Here is a 20508-nt window from a genome sequence, read left to right as displayed (position 1 = left end):
GCCCCACGGGAATCTTGGGGTTTCTCATCGCGAAGGCTTGCCCCAATGGGTGGTTGCTCGGTATATAATGCGGAAACCACACACAGATCCAAACCGCGGGTTTGTGGTGAGATCCAAACCCGCTCGCCCTGATCCGGCCTCGGCATGCGCCGAACCGGTGTGCCGGGGTGACGCATCATCAGGGGGTACCCGTGACGAACCAGAGCAGCGTCTGGGCAAAAGCGCTTGAGACCAAAGCGTTCATTAATGAGCAGTTGCCGGACTTTAAACCGAGCATCGCGATTGTGTTGGGCTCCGGGCTGGGCCGCTTCGCGCGGCGGATTGACGTGGTTAAAACCATCCCTTACAGCGAGATCCCGCATTTCAAGGCCACCAGTGTCGAAGGCCACGCGGGCAATTTGATTTTCGGCAACCTCGCCGGCCGCCAAGTGATTTGCCAACAGGGGCGCTACCACTTTTATGAGGGTCACGCCATTCAAGACACCATTTTCCCAATCCGCGTCATGCGCACCCTTGGCGTTGAGACCTTGGTGGTGACCAACGCCGCCGGCGGGATCCATCTCGATTACCGCAAGGGCGATATCATGTTGATTGAGGATCAAATCAACTTCCAGGGCACCAACCCGTTGATGGGCGCCAACCCACCCGAGTTCGGACCGCGTTTTCCCGACATGACCCACGCCTTTGATCCCGAATACCGAGCGCGCATGCTGACCGTGGCGGACCAGTTGGCCATTGAACTGAAACGGGGCGTCTACATCTCCGTGACCGGTCCTTCCTACGAAACGCCCGCCGAAATTCGTATGTTTCGCGGTTGGGGCGCCGACGCCGTCGGGATGTCCACCGCCAACGAGGTGATTGCCGCCAACCATTGCGGGATTCGCGTGGTCGGCTTGTCGTGTATTAGCAACGAGGCCGCCGGCATCACCGACGAAAAACTTTCTCACGACGACGTCGGCGATGTGGTCGAACAAATGAGTGAGCGTCTGGAGAATTTGGTGGAAGCCTGGGTGAAAGGTCTATGAGAAAACAAGCAAAAGAAGTCAACCTTCGCACATTGATCAAAGCGGCCTGGCTGGCCCGCGACCGCGCCCACGCGCCTTATTCCGGGTTCAAGGTGGGCGCGGTGCTGGAAAACGACAAGGGCCAACTGTTTTCCGGTTGCAATGTGGAAAACGCCAACTACACCACCGGCCTGTGCGCGGAACGCACCGCCATTGTTAAAGCGGTGAGTGAGGGCGCGCTTAAGCCGGGCGGTATTCGGCGCATGGTGATCGCGGCCAAGGCCGACCGGCCGGCGGGTCCCTGCGGGAGTTGCCGCCAGGTGATTGAAGAATTCGCGGGCGAGGATACGCGGGTGGTGTTGACCAATGAGCCGGGTAAGGTTGCTTTGGAGTTCACCCACCGCGAGTTGTTGCCCCATGCCTTTAATGCGCGTGACCTGGATAAGGAATAGCGGATGGTGGTTTTTTGCATGGGTGGTGTTGTAAGGCTTTAATTCTCAGGATGTTGGGATGGAAAGAGGATGCGGATGAAGGTTCGTGCTCTCTTCTGCTGATACCCGACGCGGATGGCGCCGTTGCTTCGAGGTGCGGGACGTTGGACCAAGATGGTTCCGGCTTTTGAATCCGAATTGATCCAGGGCGGGCTGAGGCATCATTTGAGATGTCTTGCCCATCGCCCATCCTGACCTAGGCAAGCCGGAGCGAAAGCCTTCAAAAAGCAGATTTGGCAAAAAAGGGCACGCACGACCGATCCTGAGAAATAAAAACGCGCCAAAACCCCACTTCCTCCCTTCAAAAAAAGGGGAACCCAGGATCCATCCCAAAGGAAAAAAGCCCAGGGTCCCATCCGCTCACCAAAATCGAAACCGTATCCCCTTAATCCTTGATGTATAATTGCCGGTTACGCCCGGATTTTGATTCGGGGCGGTTTCTAAGTTGAGGTAGCGGCATGCAGCAGACGGCGAGACCCTCGTTCGCCTTTCACACGATGGGTTGTAAACTAAATTTCTACGATTCCGAGGTGATGGCCGGCGGTTTTGAAGCGGCCGGCTTCCGGCGTGAGCGCGATATGCTCGCCGCCGACCTCGTCATCATCAACACCTGCACCGTGACCAACAAAAGCGATGTTGAGTCGCGCAACCTGATTCGCAAATTTCGGCGCCGCAATCCCAACGGGTTCCTGGTGGTGACCGGCTGTTACGCCCAGGCCAAAACCGAGGACATACGCGCCATGGAAGAGGTCGACATGGTGACCACCAACGTCGACAAATACAACGTGGCGCCCATTGTCGAAGCCTACCGCGGGGCCGGTCGTTTTGTGGAAGAACCCCACGACATTATGGAGAAACGGCCCGCCGAGTTTCGCATTCTCGAACGGTTTGAGGCCAAGACGCGCGCCTTCATTAAGATTCAAGACGGTTGCAACCTGCGCTGCGCCTACTGCATTATTCCCTATGTGCGCGGCAACAATCGCTCGATTCCCATTGACGACATTTTGGAGCAGTTCCGCGTGTTGCAACGAAACGGCATCCGCGAGGTGGTTTTGACCGGGATCCATATCGGCACCTGGGGCCGTGACTTCCGGCCGCGGCTGCACCTCACCGATTTATTGCGCGCGTTCGAGGAAACCGATATCGATCTGTGGGTGCGCATCTCCAGCCTGGATTCCCCCGAGATTCCCGACGCCATGATTGAGCTGATGGCGAACAGCCGCCGCATCGTGCCGCACCTGCACATTCCCCTTCAGGCCGGCGACGACCGTACCTTGCGCCGCATGCGCCGTATTTACAAAACCGATCAGTACCGCGACCGTGTGCTGCGCTTGCGTGAGGCCATGCCTGATATCTGCATCGGTGCCGATGTGATCGTGGGTTTCCCCGGCGAGACCGACGAAGAATTCGAAAGCACGCTGGCCTTCCTGAATGAAATCCCCATGGATTACCTGCACGTGTTCCCGTATTCCAACCGGACCGGGACCGCCGCTTCTAAGTTTACCGAGCAGGTCAATGGTCGCGTTTCCAAGAACCGCGGTCGGATTTTGCGCGAATTTTCCGCGCGACGCAAGCAGGAACACTACCGCCGCTTTGTCGGCCAAACCCGGCCCGCGATTGTGGTGCCCAAGGCGATTGGCGGTCGTAGCCACACCGCGCTGACCGATAACTACATCGAGGTACCCTACGACGCGCGCCCCGACGAAGTCGGCCAACGCATCGAGGTGGTTGTCAGTGAGGAAGTGAGCCGGCCCGAGGAACAGCCCGCGTCCTTGGTGGTTTAACCCAAGGCACATTCGGCTCGCGAAACCCACGGTTTAACCCTTGTTTGGCGCGCGGCATCCCGCGTGGGCTGCTGCATCGTGGGTATTGATTGTGATCCGCGTGTGTTCAACCGCGACAAGGTCGTATCCATCCCGAGATGACAGCGCCTCGCGACAAAGCCTTGTGAGTACGAAGATGACGACCAAGCCACGGCACAGGGGTCCGACCTATCGGGGGCCGACCTATCGGGGTCCGATAGGTCGGGGTCCGACCTGTCGGGGTCCGATAGGTCGGCGTAGCAGCTGAGGCGTAGCCGGCTCGACCGAGGAATGCGGATGGCCGCCCCGCGGAAGGCCGCCCCGCGGAAGCCCGCCCCACGGAAGCCCGCCTCCTCGTAATCGCATCGCTTTCTACTTCGTAGTAGAATTCCTTGTGAGAAATGTGGGCTAGAGTTGGGGGGAGTGAGGTGTTATGAACCAGCGCTGGCTGAATCTCTTTTTCTTTTTATTGTTGGGCCTGATTGCCGCCTTGTTTTGGCACCTCTTGGTTTATGCCAATACCACCGCCGCGGCGGGACTCATTATCGGTATCCTCAAGCCACTTAACATCCTGCTATTCCTGGCTTTATTTTTTGTGATTGTACGCAATTTGGTGAAGTTGTACACCGGTCGCAAAGCACGACGGACCGGGTTCCGCCTGCGCACCAAGTTGGTTCTCTCGATTCTACCGCTGACGCTCACGCCCGGCTTGATTATCTTCTTTATGGCAACCAGTTTCACCGACGACATGCTGGTTAATCTGGTCATCGATTCAAACGTCGGTCAAATTGTCGAGCAATCCGAGGCGCTGAGCCGCCAGTACTTGGACGAAATCCACGATTTACACACCAGTCACGGCGGCACCGTGTTGCGCCTGAACGCCACCGCATCGGAAGAAAAGCTGCGCGATTACCTACAGCAGCAAAATCTCGAAGGGGTAGAGATTTTGCAAGGCGATGTTTTGCAGGCGCGCATCATGGCCGACGAAAGCAACAGCCTGCTGCGTGGCCGGGCCGAGGAATCCTTTGTGCGCAAAAACCTGTACACCGCCCGCGAGGCCGAGCCCGTCTCCATGCCCGCCGCCTATCGGGACGGCATGTTGCTCCTGCGGTTCCGCTACCGATTGGGCGACCAATACGCCGACTTCTTGTTCGCCAAGGACACCCCTTTTACCCAGCGTTTCCTCTACATTCGCGACAGCTACGCCTACCTGCGTTACACCCAGCAGGAAACCGATGAAATTCGCGGTCTCAACAACAGTATTTTGTTGGTAACCACCATGGTGGTCATCTTTCTCGGGATTTGGATCGGCATGGCCTTTTCCTCTAACTTTTTGAAGGTGATGAACCAGTTGATCACCGCCGCCGAGGACGTCTCGCGTGGCAAACTCGATACCCAGGTAAACCTCAAAAGCGGCGACGAACTGGATCAAGTGGCCGGCGCGTTTAACGCAATGACCCGAACACTCAACAAAAACCGCGCCGAACTCCAGCAAAAAACCCAGGATTTGGAGGCCATCAACGCCGAACTCACCGGCCACATTCAGTACAGCCAGGCCATTTTGGAAAAATCCAGCGCCGGTTTGATTTCGACCGACGACGCCGGCCGAGTGCGTACCTTTAACCCCGCCTCGGGGCGGATTTTAGGCGTCACCGAGTTGGCCGAGGGCGCCTTGCTGAGCGAGGTGCTCGACGGCAAACGCCACCGTTCCCTGCTCAAAGAATGGGACTCCCACCAATCACGCGGCTTCGAAACCGTGAACAGCCAGGTCGAGTTAAGCGACGGCGAGCACCAGACGCGTTATGTTTCTCTGTCAATCGTGGCGCTGAAGAACGAGGAACAGCGTTACGGTGCCTTGGTCGTCTTGGAGGATTTGACCCAACTCCTCAATGCTCAGAAAGTCGCGGCCTGGCGCGAGGTCGCCAAACGCGTGGCCCACGAAATCAAAAACCCGCTGACCCCGATCCAGTTGAGCATCCAACGTATCCGGCGCAAGGCGCAAAACGGCAAACCCGACTTGCACCAGGCGATTGAGTCGGCCCACGAAACCATCATGAGTGAAACCAACCTGCTCAAGAACCTGGTCAATGAATTCTCGACCTTTGCGAAGCTGCCCGCACCTGTCAAAGAGGAATTCCGTCTCGACGACTTGATTCGCGGCGTGGTGGACAGTTACGCGCCGGTGTATCCAGACCAGGTGGTGGGTAGCGATATCGGCGAGGGCGACTGGGAATGGCTGGGCGATCCCGTGCAGTTGCGGCAGGTCTTGACCAATCTGATCCAAAACGCCGCCCAGGCCTCGGCGCCGGGTGGCACCATTACCGTCGTGTTGCGTCGCTTCGCGGGTCGGTTACGCTTAAGCGTGGAGGACGTGGGCGTCGGCGTGCCCAGTGCCGAGAAGGAAAAACTCTTCGTGCCCTATTATTCCAAGTCGCCAAAGGGGACCGGGCTGGGGCTGGCCATCGTCAAACGCATCGTAGAAGATCACGGTGGCTCAATTTGGGTAGAAGATAACGAACCGAAAGGCACGCGTTTGGTCATCGACCTACCGCCGGGATCTTAGCCCGCCTTTCTTATTAGGATTCGTCGAAAGGCTTTTAAAAAGCTGCGAGTGAACAGGTTGCGACCAAGGGGGGGGCGTAGCGGGCCCGACTGATCGGCGTCGTAGCGCTACGTCGTGGCTGTCCCGCCGTTGCTTTGCAACGGTGCAACCAAGGACCTTGAGGAATCGCAGCTATTTCAGCGCCGGAGCAGAACTTCTGGTGAGAAATGCGGGCTAGTGAAGCCGTACGCGAATGGCGACCACCCTGATGTCCCATCTCATCTTCGCCAGAATTAAAAAAACTTCTCCGGTGTCCCAATCGAGGGGGACCACCCATTCAATCGACGTGAAGGAACCATCCGTGTCGGGAAAGGGTCGCCGAGTGCGCCTTGGTGCATCCGTATCCCGTGTTCCCATCCTGAGAAAAAAACTTCGTTGGCGTTCGGTGAGATTTTGTGCTATATTTCGCGGCTGTGCGCTTGAATAAATAAGCGCCGTCCATAAGGAAAAAAGGGAGACCCCACATGGCTAATTTTACCGGGGCCAAAGCGCGCATGATGCGCCGGTTCCAGGAAGTTTACTTCCGTTCACCAAAGTACAACAAAATTCAAGAGCGCCGTCCAAACCCTCCGGGTCAACACGGTCCCAAAACCCGTCGCGGCAAAAAATCCGAGTTTGGTAAGCGTTTGGAGGAGAAACAAAAACTCCGCTTCCGCTACAACATCCTCGAAAAGCAGATGCGTCGCTACGTTAAACGTGCCTTTAACAGCAAAGGCGTTTCCGGTCACACCTTGTACCAACTTTTAGAAAGACGGTTGGACAACGTTGTGTACCGTTTGGGTTTTGCCTCCACGATTTGGGCTGCTCGTCAGCTCGTGAACCACGGACACGTTCTCGTGAATGGCAAAAAAGTGGACATCGCATCTTACGAAGTCCGCATCGGTGAAGTCGTCAGCCTGAAAGAAAAGATGACGCAAAACGCCCAGATTTTGGAGTCGATCAAGAATTGTCCCATGTCTTTGGTGCCTGCTTACTTGGAAACAGATCGCGACAAGTTCTCCGGCAAACTGGTCCAACTTCCCGAACGTGACCAGATTCCTGAGAAGATCGACGAACAGTTGATCGTTGAATACTACTCCAAGTACGTGTAAGGTTTTTTCTTCTTTTTTCCGAATACGCTTTACAAAATTGCGGCTGCTCAAGGGTCCGGTTCATTCCGGGCCCTTTTTTTATGCACGCTGACACACCCGTCACTTGGGTTAAAATAACGGCGAACCCACATTCCTAAAATTGGGAGCCCCCCTTATGTTATGCCTGCTTTTTGGTTTGCTCGCCCTCGGTCCCGTCACCCTCGAACCCGTGCGCACCCTTACCCCGCCGCCCGAGGATCAAGACCTGTTCCTGCAAAACATCCTGCACGTGGAAATTGACGACGACGGCATCTTCTACGCCACCGATTTCCCCTCCGCGCGTATCTACCGTTGGCGGCCTGACGGTGGCTTTGACGGCTTTTTCGGCGGTAAAGGACAAGGCCCCGGTGAGTTTGGTTTTGCCGCGGCACTCGGCCCACCACTCGGGTACATCAACCGCGTGGACGGCAATTTTTACATCTACGACGGCGCAAGCCGCACCCTGTCCATTTTGAACAAGCAACACGAATTTGTTCGTCGCGTTACCTTCGAAAAGTTGGGCGGCAAAATTAACGGCTTCCATGCGCTCAGCAGCAAGCGGTTCCTTTTTTACGACAGTTATTTTTGCGACGAAAAACCCTGTCGCCGCATTCTTGAATACAACGATCAGGGTAAGCTGATTAAGTCATGGCACGATTCACCCGATAAAACCTGGGAACACAATCGCAATACCAACAAGGTGAAGTTGTTTATCTGGGAACCGATCCCGGTGCTTCATTTCTCGCGTCAACGCGGTGAAGTGGTCCTAGCCCACTCCAGCCGGCCGGTGTTGGAAGTCTATGACAGCCAAGGCACCCTGAAACGCACGTTGACGCTGGAGATCCCGCGACCCGAGGTTACCAAAGACGACATCGCCGAATACAATGCCCAACCTTGGCTGAAAGATGCGCCCCAGGTGGTGCCCGTTTTTCCCGATCAGAAAAACTATTTCAACCGCGTGTTGACGGTGAAGGAGGGCTACCTTGTGTACCATCTCTCGCCGTTCCACGGAATCGCGAAAGGTTATTTGGTGGATTTTGACGGCAAACTGAAAGGGCGGTTTACCTGGGAATGCGGCGAAGGCGGTGGCCTGTTTGCCCCCCGTGGTCGCTTGATGAGTGCCCGCATCGACGATGAAGGGGATTTGGCCATTCAGGAGTTGCGTTTGCGGTTGTGACACCGATTTGTCCGTTTCCAAACAAGTTCGGAAACAGGTGTCCGTTTCCAAACAAGTTCGGAAACAGGTGTCCGTTTCCAAACAAGTTCCGAAACGGACGGGGGGGAGGCCTTTCATGAAACCCTTGTGTGTCAAACTGTTTTTGGTGTGTTGGTGTTTTGTCTTGCCGGCGACGGCCCAAACCCTCAACGATGATCTACCGCTGCGGACCAGTGATTTTTTGGGGACTTCGAGCGATGACGCCGTCGTCGCGCTGGCTTACGGGACCAACGGTGACCTTTGGGTCGCCGCCAACTTGGGCGGGACGCTTCCCGGCATGCAAGCCGAGGCCCTATTCGGTGGGGGCGACGGCGACCTGCTGCACCTCGACGGCCGTAATCTTCAAATCAAAGGTTGGTACAGCCTGCCCGGTCACCTGAGTGACGGCGCCGCCCGCAATGACCGCTTGGTCGTGGTCGGTGGCGGCGGCGTGTTCATGCTCGGGATTAGCGGCCAAGGCGCGGCCCCGATCTGGGACGAACAAACCAACGGTTTTCAACGGGCCGACATATCCGGCGATGGCTTGGTTGTCGCCCTGAACGGGACCCGCGTGACCGCTTACGATCTGCAGGGCGCCTCGATATCCTCGCGGGACTTTGCCCAATTTACCCACATCGCCGATGTGGCCGTCGACGCGACCCGCTTATATTTCACCGGGTTCAATCAGGTTTCCGCCAATCTGAAAACCCCCATTCTCACCGCCTACCAACGCGACAGCTTCGGCGCGCTTGAATGGCTTTCCTACAGCTTCTCGGAGCGCCTGTTGACCGAGCACGGGTTGGGCGCCGACACGGAAGGGGAGCGGGTGGTCATTGGGGACGACGGCATGCTTTATTTCGGCGCGGCCACCGACGGCGGCACCACCGCCCTCAAACGGGACCCCAAGCTGATTAGCACCCCGTTGCCCTCCGGCAACGGGCTGAGCAATATTCTGTTGGAAAGTGATCGCTGGAGCCAAACCTTCCAATTGTCGGGTGCCGCCAAGTTCTCCTTTTTTGGCCGCTTCGACCCGGCGAACGGCAACATTCTCAAAGGTGGCTTTATTCTGGCGAGATTGAGCAATGGCAATCACAACACCTTGCGAATAGGCAATTTGGTTGCCGACCGGGAAGGGAACTTGTTGATTTCGGGCCGTTCCTTCGCCGACATTGAAGGGCGCGCCGAGCGCACCGTGGCCGAACAACCCGTGGGTGCTTATGCCGGCGGCGACATGGTCCTGCTCGTGATGGCCGCCAATCTGCGCGACCGTCTCCACTGGACCCCGTTTAACGGTACAAACCCAGTGGGGAGCAGCGGCAGCGCCGTCGCCGTGCGCGGCAGTTTCACCAGCTTGGCGGCGCGGTGGGCGGTGGCGGGCACCTGGAACGATCCCGGCCCCGGCGCGGCCATCATCCACGAGGGCACGCAAGGTGATCCCAACGGCGGCAATGAAATTTACGTGGCCCACAACGGCCGCGATCTCGCCGACCTCCTCGCTTTATGGCCCGAGGTTTCGGTACTGGATCTGACCCCTTACTACGACTAGCCCGCCTTTCTCAGGATGGTTAGCGGATGGGGCTTGGGTTGTGCGGCGGAGGCAGCCTGGCTTTTGGGATCGCCGTCTCCCAAGTAGGGTGGGTAGGATGCGGATAGACTCATCGGCTCTCTTGGGTTGCTACCCGAACCCGGGTGAGGCCGTTGCTTCGAAGAGGAAGCTGAGGGAAAGCGTGCGCCAACCGATAGTTGATGACCCCTAACCTGGGGTTACGTGGGGACAGACTTGTGCAACGCGTGGGGGCAGACTTGTGCAACGGGCTAGATTTGTTGAGGATGGTTTGGTGTTGCCTTGAAAACAGGCCTGTGCAACGCGTTGTTTCATTCCCGCAACGGCAAAAAAAGAGGGCGGATAGGTGCATATCCGCCCTGAATGTTTTGGTTTCCGCCACATATGACGAATACCGAGCTTCTTCATAGTCTAGCTGCCCTTTATAGTGCAAACCCGTTGCCAAGTTTGCGCAAAAGTGAAAGCTCTTCGTTTGGAGGGGTTTAGCTCGGTAGCCTAACTGTTAAAGGTGTCGCTATTTTGACAGTTGACCAAATGTCGACAGGGGGTGTCGGGATTCGGACAGGGGGTGGGTTAATTGTTTTCGAAGTCCCGCCGCTTGCGCAACATTTCGCGGTTTTTGGCCAGCTTGTTGCGGAAATCAAAACCCTCGACTTTGATTTCGATACACATCTCGCGGATGCGCGAGCGCAGCCGGTAGTTCACCCGTTCGTCCAGGCTCTTTTGGGAACGGGCCGATTCCGAGTCGGCGTTGTTGCGTTCGATTTTCTTTTTCATTTCCCATGAGTTGCCGTGGAACAGGTCCTTGTCCGCCGCCGATTGGGAATGTTTGCCGCCACGGGGGCCGTCGTTGATGGAGTTCCAGTGGTTGCTTGTGAACAGGGTCGGCAGGTTGCGCGTATAGCGTTCATTAATAATGTAGCCGATGTTGTCCAGCGCCCAGGTGAGGTCGCCGCCCAGTTCCGTGCCCAGATCGTCGATCACCAGGACTTTGGCCTTAAGGAGCGGGGAGAAGATGCTTTGGTAGCTGATCTCTTTGCTGTTGAAACTGAAGCGGATCATCTTGAACAGTTCGTTGTATTCGATGAAGCGAACCGAATACAGGCCGGAGAAAACCAAATCGACCAGGAGCGAGCTAACCAGGCGCGTTTTGCCGCGACCGGAATGGCCGAACAGCATCAGGCCGTAGACGTCTTGGATCGGCTTGTTTTGTTGGAAAACGGCGAGGTATTGGTCGCGCAATTCGCGGCAGGTCTGCAGTGCCGTGGTTTGGGATTTAATGGCAACCGCGTCGCGCTGGTTCCCGCCCCAGGGGCGGAAGGGTTCGCGGCCGTTGACGTTGGCGTCTTCGAGGGTGGCGTTCCAGAACTTTTCGGGGATACCCGCCTCGCGCAGGGCCTCACGGGCCAAACGCTCCTTTTGGCAGGCGCAGCGCACCACGTGGCGGTAACCCTCGATTTCTTTCCAGGAATAACCTTTTCCGCGGCACAAGGGGCAGACGCGCGGGGCCTGTTCCGGTTGTTTCTCGCGGGCGGCTTGCGCCTGTTGGCGACAGAATTCTTGAAATTTCTCGACCGCTTCGGGTGACCCCAGGGACGCTTTTTTCATGGGCGACTGCTTCTCCTTTGTGCGAACGCGGCTCGGCCGGCCCGGCACGGCTTGCGGGCCGGATGACTTTGCAACCTTATCATGAACCCGCTGATTCGCCCATCTCGGGACAGGGCAAAACAGCGCTTATCCTAACTGACCCATTGGTTGCTGAAACGCGCCGACGCGTAAGGAAAACGTACCGGTGTGTTTTGGCGGGTTCAGCGCGTTCCGAGGGGGAGCGCGGAACGCGACTCGGCCGTTGGCAACCGGGTGGTTTTTGCAGATAGCCAGGCGTGCCAGTCCGTGTCGGGAGCGAGGTGGAGATGGGTGACCAGCCAGTCCGCGAGATAACGGGCGCCGTTTTCACGGGCCGTGAGCGAATGCGTGAGCTGGAAGCGGTCGGCCAGGACCGGCCAGGGGTTGCCGCCCGTGGTGGCGAGCAGACGTTCCACCAATAAGAGTTTTTGGTTGGGTTGCCACAAAACCGCCGGGTCGGTTAACGTCAGAAGCCCGGCAACGCGCTCGGCCCAATCCCCGCGTCCAAGGAGCAGGATGTGGGCCAGTTGGGCCGCCACTGTTTCCTGGTGATGGGAGGGGTCAAGCCCTTCCGTCAGGATGCCTGTCAACAAATCCCAGCGGGGTTCACGCCACAACTGCCGCCAAAAGTGCTGATCGGCCTCGTCCTGGGTTTCCAGCCAGCGCGCCGGCGCCGGCGGCATGGGTTGTTCGACCATGTTCAGCCACACTCGCCGGAGTTCTTCGGCTTGGAACCGTTGCTGCAGGAATAGGGTCCAATTGGGAGATGAGGCGGGACGACCTGGCAGCACGGAACTGAGGAAGGTCAGAAATTGGTCAAGCTGCTCGCCGTGCCCGAAGTGAGCGCGTAATTCGGGGCTGCTTTGGTAAACAGGCAGGCAGTCGTCGGGCAGGAGCGGCGGCACCAAACGCTGAGGTGGGCTGGGTTCGGGCCGGAAATAGGCAAGGTCGGCGAGGCCGCGACACAGGCCGACGTTGGGGAAAAGCCGGGTTGCTTTGAGTAAAACCGCATGGGAAACCACTTGGTCGAGATCGCGCGCCGCGGCAAGGCTTTCGCGCAGGGTGGCGGGTGTGATGCCCGCCTCAAACATTTGCCATACCAGGGGAAGCCGTGCCTCGATGCCTTGTTCACCGCGTTCGGCCGCGTCCGCATGGTGGAAGGCGACGGCCTCTTGACGGGTAAAAGGCACCTTGGCCTGCTCGAATAGATCGTCCGCCGGCATCGGCAGTTCCACTACCGAACTGGTGAAGCCACTCTGGTAAAGCGTGTCCAGTGGTGGAAGCGTGCCTGTTTGCGGCAGTTGAAATGCTTGCCATTGAATCGGGTTGTCCTTCAGTTCGCGGTTCAGGCGGTTAATCATGTTCAGCAGGTCGGTTTGGTAGGCGGTGGTTAAGGTGTTGAGTTCACCGCATAGCAGCCAAAAGCGGCGGAAGCCCCGCTGGGTCCATGCCCGTAGTTCTTGTTCGACGACCGGGACGGCGCGTTGTCGGACGCGGGTGCCGGCGAGTTGCGGTTCGCTACAAAAGCGGCAATGGTGGGGGCAGCCGCGCGCAATTTCGATGGGAATCACCGGCAGCGGGGTGTTGTCGCACAGCAAGTGACGTTGGTGGACGTCGATGCCCAACGCGGTGGGGCGGCCCTGGTTGAGGTAATGGGCGTCGTGTCCGCTTTCCGTGAACAGGCGATGGTAGTGGTCGATGATTTCGTCGATGAGGGGCGCGTCGTATTCCGGTTGGGCAAGGGGCGGCAGGTACACACGCCGGTTGCACTCAATCTCGCGGCCGTTGCGGTAGAGCAAGTTGGGGACTGTTGCCGGATTGCGACGCACCAGGTCGGTTGCCAAGGCGGCCAAAACCGGTTTGCTGTCACCGTTGACCCCGTAATCCACGGCCAGGTAACGCATGAGGGCCGTGGGGTTTTGCTCAAAACCGCGTCCGGCGACCAGGATGCGTGCACGGGACGTTTTGCGCACCAGGTCGACCGCCGCGCGGGTGCGCTGGAGGATGGGATACTCGTGACGCTTTAGCACGTCAGGATCGTCGGGATGAAAAGCGCCGTCAGTTTGGCGTAGGGTGAAACACACATAACGCGGTTTCTGGGCCGCGATTTCCGCGCGTAAACGGCGTTCGCACCGCGCCTCGGGTTCATGGGAGACATCGAGTCGGGCGACGCGTAGGCCGGCGGCCCGGGCCCGGGCGCTTAGTTGCACGAATAAGAAAGGATAAGCATGTTCGCCCACGCCTTGCGCGGTATTAATCAGAAGCAAATCGAGGGGCGTGGCGTTGGAACACGCGTCGGCGTCAAGGTATTCATGGCGCATCGTCAAATAACCTCAAAAACAACGACACCACGGGCGAGAGACCGGGGTCGTGGGTGGCTCACGGTTCATGCACGGTGCCGATCAGGAGAGACGGGTGCATGGTTGCGGAGGAAGGATCGGTGATAGACAGGCAAAGTGGCCGGTGGTACGGGAATAGCAGCATAACGCGCCGAAAACCAGCGTGCGTGGGCGAAAAGCACATCGGAGGTGCCCAATGAGAGAAATGTAAGTCCGAGAATTGTATCTAAAAATGGCGCCACTGTAAAGTTATAAGTTAAGGAAATGTTAAGAAAAGGATGGCGGATCATGAATTTTATGAAGGTTAACCCGAGAAAATAGTTTTCTTAACCCTTGGTACAGCATCCCGTTCGTCATCCGTGCTTGGTGGATTGTTAGAATTTTGTGAGTAAAATGTTGGGGCCTTCTCCTTTCCGTTTCAAAGCTTGGGTTCATTTTCTTTTTGTTTAGGCTGCAATCTTTTTGCGGGGTGCAACGGAATTGCGTTTGGGTGTCGATAATAGGTGTATCTCGAAAATGTTTGAAGTTTGAAAAAAATGACCTGGTTAGGCGGTTTACTTCCTTTTCATTGAAGGAATTCGGTATTCCCAGACCAGAGGATCTCGCGTCGGTGGTTTCCGCGCCCTTTGCGGCAAAGGTGCAGGCCGCGCCGGTGGATTTCCCGTTTTCAGTTCGGTGGTTTCTCTGATAAAACAATGAACAACCAATCACAATTGGCAATTCGGCTACCCGAGGAGCGCCCTTCGCGGGTGTCGCCCCCGGAACCTCCTTTGAAAGAGCCGGTTCGGGTTGGCAAGAAACAACCTCATTCGGCGGAATATACGTGCTTATCGCCCTAGGGATTTATTTAAAGAAGATGCGAATTATCAGAATTCACGTGTTTTGCCGACTTGAGTTGCTTTGCCGGGGGTTTGGTTGCAGAATGGATGCAGTCCGACCTGTCCATCTTTTTTTTGACTCGAGCCGGATCACCGGGGCGTCGCCTTCTTTCACGCCGCCTTCCGGTGCGATCCGTGGTTGTCGGGTTTTTGATGGATGGATTGGCTTGACGACTTTTGTTCCACGGCTGATCCCATCGCCCCGAGGATCGGCCTCTGGCTCGGGATTTCCTAAATGATTCAACTGGCCGGCTACGATTTTGGCAAGCTCCTCTTTGAGGGCAAGCGTTCGCGTGTTTACCGCATGACACGCCTGCGTGACGGTCTGTCGGTCATTATCAAAGTACCGACCCATCGGTTTCCCAGCAGCGGCGACCTAAAACGCTTTCGCCGTGAATATGAAATCGGCCACCAGTTTGATAGCGAATACATTGTTCAATACCATTCCCTGGAGCCCTTCCAACATGGTTTGGCCTTGGTGATGGAGGACTTTGGGGCGGTCGGTCTAAAGGAAGTGATTCCCGACCGCGGCATGAACCTGTTGCCCGCCTTAAAAATCGCGGTGGCCCTGGCCAACGGTCTTTACGAGATCCACCGCCTCAAGGTTATTCACCGCGATATCAAACCCCGCAACGTGGTCATCAACCAACAAACCGGGTTGGTGAAATTCATTGATTTCGGGATTTCCAGCCGCAGCGCTTCTGGAGAGATGCCCAAGGCCGGCCTGACCCGCCACGCGCCCGAGGGAACCTTGGCTTACATGTCCCCGGAACAAACCGGGCGCATGAACCGCGGTACCGATTACCGTACCGATTTTTATTCCTTGGGTTGTCTGCTCTACGAATTATTGTGCGGGGAGCCGCCTTTTTATGCCAACGACCCGCTGGAATATGTTCACGCCCACATCGCCAAAAAACCGATTCCCCTGGTGCGGCGCCGCTACGAAATTTCCGAGGGCATCTCGGCGCTAATCGACAAACTCATGGCCAAAAATCCCGACGACCGTTACCAGTCGTGCGCGGGTTTGGCCTATGACCTCAAACATTGCCTGGCCGAATACGAGGCGCGCGAGCAGGTCGCCACCTTTGATCTGGGAACCAAGGACGTGAGCGACCAGTTCCGCATTCCCGAGCGCTTGTACGGCCGCGAAAAAGAATGCCGCCAACTGGTCGGTATTTTTCAACAGGTTAGCGAGGGCGGTCGTGAGCTGGTGTTGTTGTCCGGTTATTCCGGGGTCGGCAAAACCAGCTTGGTGTACCAGGTGCAGCGGCCCTTGCTGGCCAAAAAAGGCTTTTTCATTAGTGGCAAGTTCGAACCGCTCAAACGGGATATCGCCTACAGTGCCGTCAGCCAAGCGTTTAAAGGCCTGGTGCGCCATTTGTTGGGCGAGGGTGATCAACAAATCGAGGAATGGCGCAACCGCATTCTCAAGGCCATCGGGCCCAACGGCTCGCTGGTGTTGGACGTGATTCCCGAACTGGAACACCTGATCGGTCGCCAAAATGAGGTCCCCATGTTGGGGCCGCGCGAAACGCGCTATCGCTTCAACCAAGTGTTCCGCGAGTTTGTCGGTTTGTTTGCCGGCAAAGATCACCCGCTCATTTTTTTCCTGGACGACTTGCAGTGGGCGGATTCGGCCTCGCTGCGTTTGCTGGAAGAATTGGCCAATGCCGCCAATTTAAGTCACTTCCTGTTTATCGGCGCCTATCGCGATAACGAGGTGCCCGCGCGCCATCCGTTGCGGGTCGGCATTGATCAGTTGCGCCGTGACGGGGTGGAAATCACCAGCATCAGCCTGAAACCACTCGATTTATTCCACACTCAGCGGCTCATCGCCGACACCCTGCACTCGGACCTTGATTCAGTTGCCGAGTTAGCGTCGATTGTTCATTCGAAGACTCATGGTAACCCGTTTTTTACCAATGAATTTCTCAAAATAATGCACCGCGACCGCTTGCTCTATTTCGACGAGGGACAACCCGCCTGGTGTTGGGACTTGGCGCGCATTCGCGCCACCAATATCAGCGAGAACGTGGTCGAATTTTTGGTCAAACGCCTCGCCTTGTTGTCCAGCGATATCCAAGAAGCGCTGAAAACCGCCGCCTGCCTGGGTTCGATCTTTTCACCCCTTGAACTGTCTCTCGTGCTTAACGCCCCGATCAATGTGCTGGAAACGGCGCTTTGGCAGGCCGTGGACGAAGGGATTCTCGAGGCGCAAATTGAGGCAGAGCCGGATCAAAACGAGGAAGAAGACAAGGCGGCTTATGTTCACTACCGTTTCCGCCACGACCGCATCCACCAGGCCGCCTATTCGCTGATTGACGACGCGGATCGCGACGGGTTGCACCTTCACATCGGCCGCACCTTGTTGGACCATCTGGGTGAGGCCGAACGGGAAGAGCGACTGTTCTCCATCGTTCACCAACTCAACCATGGTTTTCGGCTCATTACCGATGCGGCTTTCAAGCAACGTTTGATTGAATTGAACCTGGCCGCGGCCTTGCGCGCCAAACATGCCACCGCCTTCCACGCCGCCATTGAATACCTGGAAACCGCGTTGGCGTTGTTGCCAAAGGATCCCGATTGGCGCGAGCAAGGCGAACTGCGTTACCAACTGGTGCGGGAACTCGCCGAAAACACTTATTCAGCCCGAGAATTCGAGAAAGCGGATCGTTTGTGGGAGGATCTGTGGGGACGCGCTCCCTCGGACATGGCCCGCGCGGAAATTTGCCATTTGCGTTTGACCCAAACCATTGCTGACGGCCGTTTGGACAAAGCGCTGGATTACGGCTACCTCGGCTTGGAAGCCCTGGGTGTGAACCTGCCGCGGCGACCGACAAAACTCTCCTTGGTCAAACAGTTGGCCGTTTCCCAATGGAACTTGCGCGGCGTGCGGCCCGAGGACTTGATGCAGCGCAAACTAATGGTGGATTCGCGCGCCCAACTGGTCACCAATATCCTGATGGAAATCGCCCTGATCGGTTACCTGACCCGCGATCAGAACTTGCTCGTGCTGGCCAACCTGATTCGCCTCAACATGTTCCTCAAATACGGGAACTGCCCCGAGGCCGCCAGTACCTTCACCACCTACGGCTTGATTTTGACCGGCGCCATGGGCAGCTACACGCGAGGGTACCGCTTTGGCAAGTTGGGTTTGGCGCTTAACCGCAAATTCGACGATATCCGCTTCGATTGCAAAATCATGACCGTGTTCGCCCTGACCATCCTGCCTTGGAACGAACATTGGAAGTACCGCCGCAAGTATTTCAAGCGCGCCATCCATGTCGGCCTCCAATCCGGGGATCTCATGTACACCTCCTTTGCCTGTATCTTCTACACCGGTTGGGATCCCGGCATGGATTTGGGTGCTGAAATCGCCGAGGCACAAACCTACATCAACATTATTCGCGAGAACCGTTACCAGGACGCCGACCGCATCGCGCGCTTGTTACAGCAGCGCCGCCTCAACCTAACCGCCACCACCAAGGGACCTTACAGTTTAAGCGACGCCAACTTTGATGAGGACAAACTGCTTGAAGAAATGGAGGCTTCAACCTTCACCACCGGTTTGGCCAATTACTACCTCATCAAAATGGAACTGCACTTTCTCTACGAAGATTACCGCGGCGCCTTGTTTTGGTTGGAAAAGTTGCGGCCCCTCGAACGGGGTTTTTTGGGCCTCATTAGCTCGGTGATGACGTGCCTGTACAGCTTTCTCACGCTGTCGCAACTGATGGCCGTGTTGGAACCCAAGGAGCGCAAATCAGCCTGGAAATCGATGAAGAAGGACCTCAAGCGCATGGGGAGATGGGCCCAGCATTGTCCGCTCAACTTCGAACACCTTCATTATTTGATGCAAGCGGATTGGGCGCGGCTCAAAGGGAACTACGCGGACGCCGCGCTTAACTTCGATCACGCCGTTAAATGCGCCAAAACCAACGAGTACCCTTTTTTCGAGGCGCTGGCCAACGTGCTCGCCGCCAAATTCTTCTTGCAAAGCGATCAGGAAAAAATCGCCGCGCTTTACCTGCGCGAGGGCCACTACTGTTTCCAACGACTCGGTGCCCTCGCCAAACTTCGCTCCATTGAAGAACGTTATCCGCTGTTGCTCAGCGCGGAACGTTCACTCGTTCATACCCGGCACCTCGCCGACACCTTCTCCTCACTGACCACCGAATCGACCTTTAGCACCACCGGCGAGGCCGAAACCGAGCCGGGCGGTTCGGTGACCAGCGCCGATACCTTCGACCTGGTCACCGTCTCCAAATCGGCGTTGGCGATTTCCTCCGAGATCGACTTGGACCTGCTCATCGCCAAAATGATGACCATCATGATGGAAAGCGCCGGGGCCGAACGGGGCATGCTGGTCCTGGAACACCAGGGGCGGTTAATGGTCGAGGCCGCGGCCGTGATCGATATCGAGGTCACCACCAAAAAAACCAGCGAACCCTTGGCCGGCTCGGAGTTGCTGAGTCAAAACATCGTGCGTTATGTGGTGCGCACCGGTGAAACCGTCATCCTGCGCAACGCCACGGAGGAAGGCCTGTTCACCCAGGACGGCTACATTCTCAACCGCCGCCCCAAATCGCTGCTCTGCACCCCGATCCGCCACAAAGACCACATCAGCGGCGTGTTGTACTTGGAAAACAACCTGATCACCAACGCCTTTACCGAAAACCGCATTCGCATGCTGAACCTGCTGCTCAGCCAAGCCGCGGTGAGCTTGGAAAACGCGCGGTTGTACTCGGACACCAACCAACTCAACCAAGCGCTCAAAAACGAGATCCAGGAACGGATCAGCGCCGAAACCGAGGTGCGTGCCCTTAACGAAACCCTGGAACAACGGGTGGCCGAACGCACCGAACAGTTGGAGCAGGCCCAAAAAGAATTGCTGGAAAAGGCGCACAAGGCGGGCATGGCCGACATTGCCACCTCGGTCCTCCACAACGTGGGCAACATCTTGAACAGCGTGACCACTGCCAGCCAGATGATCCGCGACATCGTCAACCGTTCGCGTTTGCAGGGGTTGTTTCGCGCCAACGAACTGCTGCGCCAGAACATGGACGACCTGGAACAATTCATCGGCAAGGACCCCAAGGGCAAGGATTTGATGCGTTTCTACCTGGGTTTTGATCAGATCCTCAAAAAAGAGTCCTCGGAAATCATCGACCACGTACGCCGCCTCAACGAAAAGGTCAACTCGATTCGCGACGTGATCATGGCGCAACAGAGTTACGCCGCCGGTGGTTTCCATGATGAATGGGTTTCCCTGGAAACCGTGCTGGAAAGCGCTCTGGATTTACAGAGTTTGATGCTTACCGCCAACCATGTGCACATCGAAAAAACGATCCAGGCCACCCCGCCGGTGCTGATCCAACGGGTTAAGCTGGTTCACGTCATCGTCAATTTGCTCAAAAACGCCAAGGAAGCGATGGACCACCTGCCGCACGACCAACGCGGCATCCAAATCCACTTGGGCGTAAGCGACAAGGAGGTTTGTTTGTCGGTGAAGGATGTGGGCGTGGGCATTGCACCAGACCATCTTGAACGCATTTTCCACCACGGCTTTACCACCAAAGCCGAGGGGCACGGCTTTGGCTTGCACTCCTGCGCCAATTCGGTCAACGAAATGAACGGCCGTATGTGGGTCGAAAGCGAGGGCGAGGGGCGCGGGGCCACCTTCCTGCTGGCGTTCCCGGTTGCGTCCCAAGAAGTCACCAAACCCGCCACGGCCGACGACGGCGAACCCGCCTGGCCCAATTAGCGAATCCCCGCCGGCCGCCACCGCGTTTCAATAAACGACGCACGATACCAAGACCAAAAGATGGCACCACTTGAATCGATGACGGCCTTTTGCCGCCCGCCTTAGCCCGCAATTCTCACAAGGATTCGTCGCGA

General features: G+C 57.0%; 10 protein-coding genes and 1 pseudogene. 9 read left to right on the top strand and 2 right to left on the bottom strand.

All coding sequences use genetic code 11. The annotated features are described in order from the left end of the window. The first annotated feature begins 191 nt into the window (after positions 1-191). The 8 genes and pseudogenes from J3U88_RS14345 (at position 192) to J3U88_RS14310 (ending at position 9749) form a co-directional block, all read left to right on the top strand. Positions 192-1025: a purine-nucleoside phosphorylase gene (locus tag J3U88_RS14345; protein WP_207859553.1), complete on the top strand. Its 834-nt coding sequence runs from the start codon at positions 192-194 to the stop codon at positions 1023-1025. Next, positions 1022-1456 (top strand): cytidine deaminase, encoded by a 435-nt coding sequence (cdd, locus tag J3U88_RS14340; RefSeq protein ID WP_207859552.1) that lies wholly within the window; start codon positions 1022-1024, stop codon positions 1454-1456. The genes J3U88_RS14345 and cdd overlap by 4 nt, the downstream gene beginning before the upstream one ends. A gap of 497 nt (positions 1457-1953) precedes the next feature. Continuing rightward, positions 1954-3279, top strand: coding sequence for a tRNA (N(6)-L-threonylcarbamoyladenosine(37)-C(2))-methylthiotransferase MtaB (gene mtaB, locus J3U88_RS14335; RefSeq protein WP_207859551.1), 1326 nt, complete (start codon positions 1954-1956; stop codon positions 3277-3279). Positions 3280-3474: 195 nt separating this feature from the next. Further along, positions 3475-3558, top strand: a pseudogene (locus tag J3U88_RS35320) (pentapeptide repeat-containing protein); the annotation flags it as partial. Positions 3559-3730: 172 nt separating this feature from the next. Continuing rightward, complete coding sequence (locus tag J3U88_RS14325) at positions 3731-5860, top strand: sensor histidine kinase (RefSeq protein ID WP_207859550.1); 2130 nt, start codon at positions 3731-3733, stop codon at positions 5858-5860. Positions 5861-6363: 503 nt separating this feature from the next. Beyond that, a complete protein-coding gene (gene rpsD, locus J3U88_RS14320) occupies positions 6364-6990 on the top strand; it encodes a 30S ribosomal protein S4 (RefSeq protein ID WP_207859549.1) in 627 nt (208 codons plus the stop codon). 154 nt (positions 6991-7144) lie between these two features. Next, positions 7145-8185, top strand: a complete 1041-nt coding sequence (locus J3U88_RS14315) for a hypothetical protein (RefSeq protein WP_207859548.1) — start codon at positions 7145-7147, stop codon at positions 8183-8185. Positions 8186-8300: 115 nt separating this feature from the next. Beyond that, on the top strand, positions 8301-9749 hold the full coding sequence (locus tag J3U88_RS14310; protein WP_207859547.1) for a hypothetical protein: 1449 nt from the start codon (positions 8301-8303) through the stop codon (positions 9747-9749). Positions 9750-10340: 591 nt separating this feature from the next. On the opposite strand, the gene J3U88_RS14305 is transcribed toward J3U88_RS14310, so the two are convergent. Further along, positions 10341-11375, bottom strand: coding sequence for an ATP-binding protein (locus J3U88_RS14305; protein WP_207859546.1), 1035 nt, complete (start codon positions 11373-11375; stop codon positions 10341-10343). 200 nt (positions 11376-11575) lie between these two features. Next, entirely contained in the window at positions 11576-13720 is a 2145-nt protein-coding gene (locus J3U88_RS14300) for a radical SAM protein (RefSeq protein ID WP_207859545.1), read from the bottom strand. 1125 nt (positions 13721-14845) lie between these two features. Here J3U88_RS14300 and J3U88_RS14295 point away from each other — a divergent pair. Beyond that, complete coding sequence (locus tag J3U88_RS14295; protein WP_207859544.1) at positions 14846-20374, top strand: trifunctional serine/threonine-protein kinase/ATP-binding protein/sensor histidine kinase; 5529 nt, start codon at positions 14846-14848, stop codon at positions 20372-20374. Positions 20375-20508: the final 134 nt, after the last annotated feature.

It is taken from the genome of Acanthopleuribacter pedis (assembly GCF_017377855.1).
Classification (GTDB): Bacteria; Acidobacteriota; Holophagae; order Acanthopleuribacterales; family Acanthopleuribacteraceae; genus Acanthopleuribacter; species Acanthopleuribacter pedis.
The sequence above is the reverse complement of the archived record's forward strand: the minus strand, read 5'-3'. Positions and strand labels throughout refer to the sequence as shown.

Coding starts and splice junctions, on each gene's coding strand:
- cdd (WP_207859552.1), top strand. CDS start 1,022: ATGAGAAAACAAGCAAAAGAAGTCAACCTTCGCACATTGATCAAAGCG.
- mtaB (WP_207859551.1), top strand. CDS start 1,954: ATGCAGCAGACGGCGAGACCCTCGTTCGCCTTTCACACGATGGGTTGT.
- J3U88_RS14325 (WP_207859550.1), top strand. CDS start 3,731: ATGAACCAGCGCTGGCTGAATCTCTTTTTCTTTTTATTGTTGGGCCTG.
- rpsD (WP_207859549.1), top strand. CDS start 6,364: ATGGCTAATTTTACCGGGGCCAAAGCGCGCATGATGCGCCGGTTCCAG.
- J3U88_RS14315 (WP_207859548.1), top strand. CDS start 7,145: ATGTTATGCCTGCTTTTTGGTTTGCTCGCCCTCGGTCCCGTCACCCTC.
- J3U88_RS14310 (WP_207859547.1), top strand. CDS start 8,301: ATGAAACCCTTGTGTGTCAAACTGTTTTTGGTGTGTTGGTGTTTTGTC.
- J3U88_RS14305 (WP_207859546.1), bottom strand. CDS start 11,375: ATGAAAAAAGCGTCCCTGGGGTCACCCGAAGCGGTCGAGAAATTTCAA.
- J3U88_RS14295 (WP_207859544.1), top strand. CDS start 14,846: ATGATTCAACTGGCCGGCTACGATTTTGGCAAGCTCCTCTTTGAGGGC.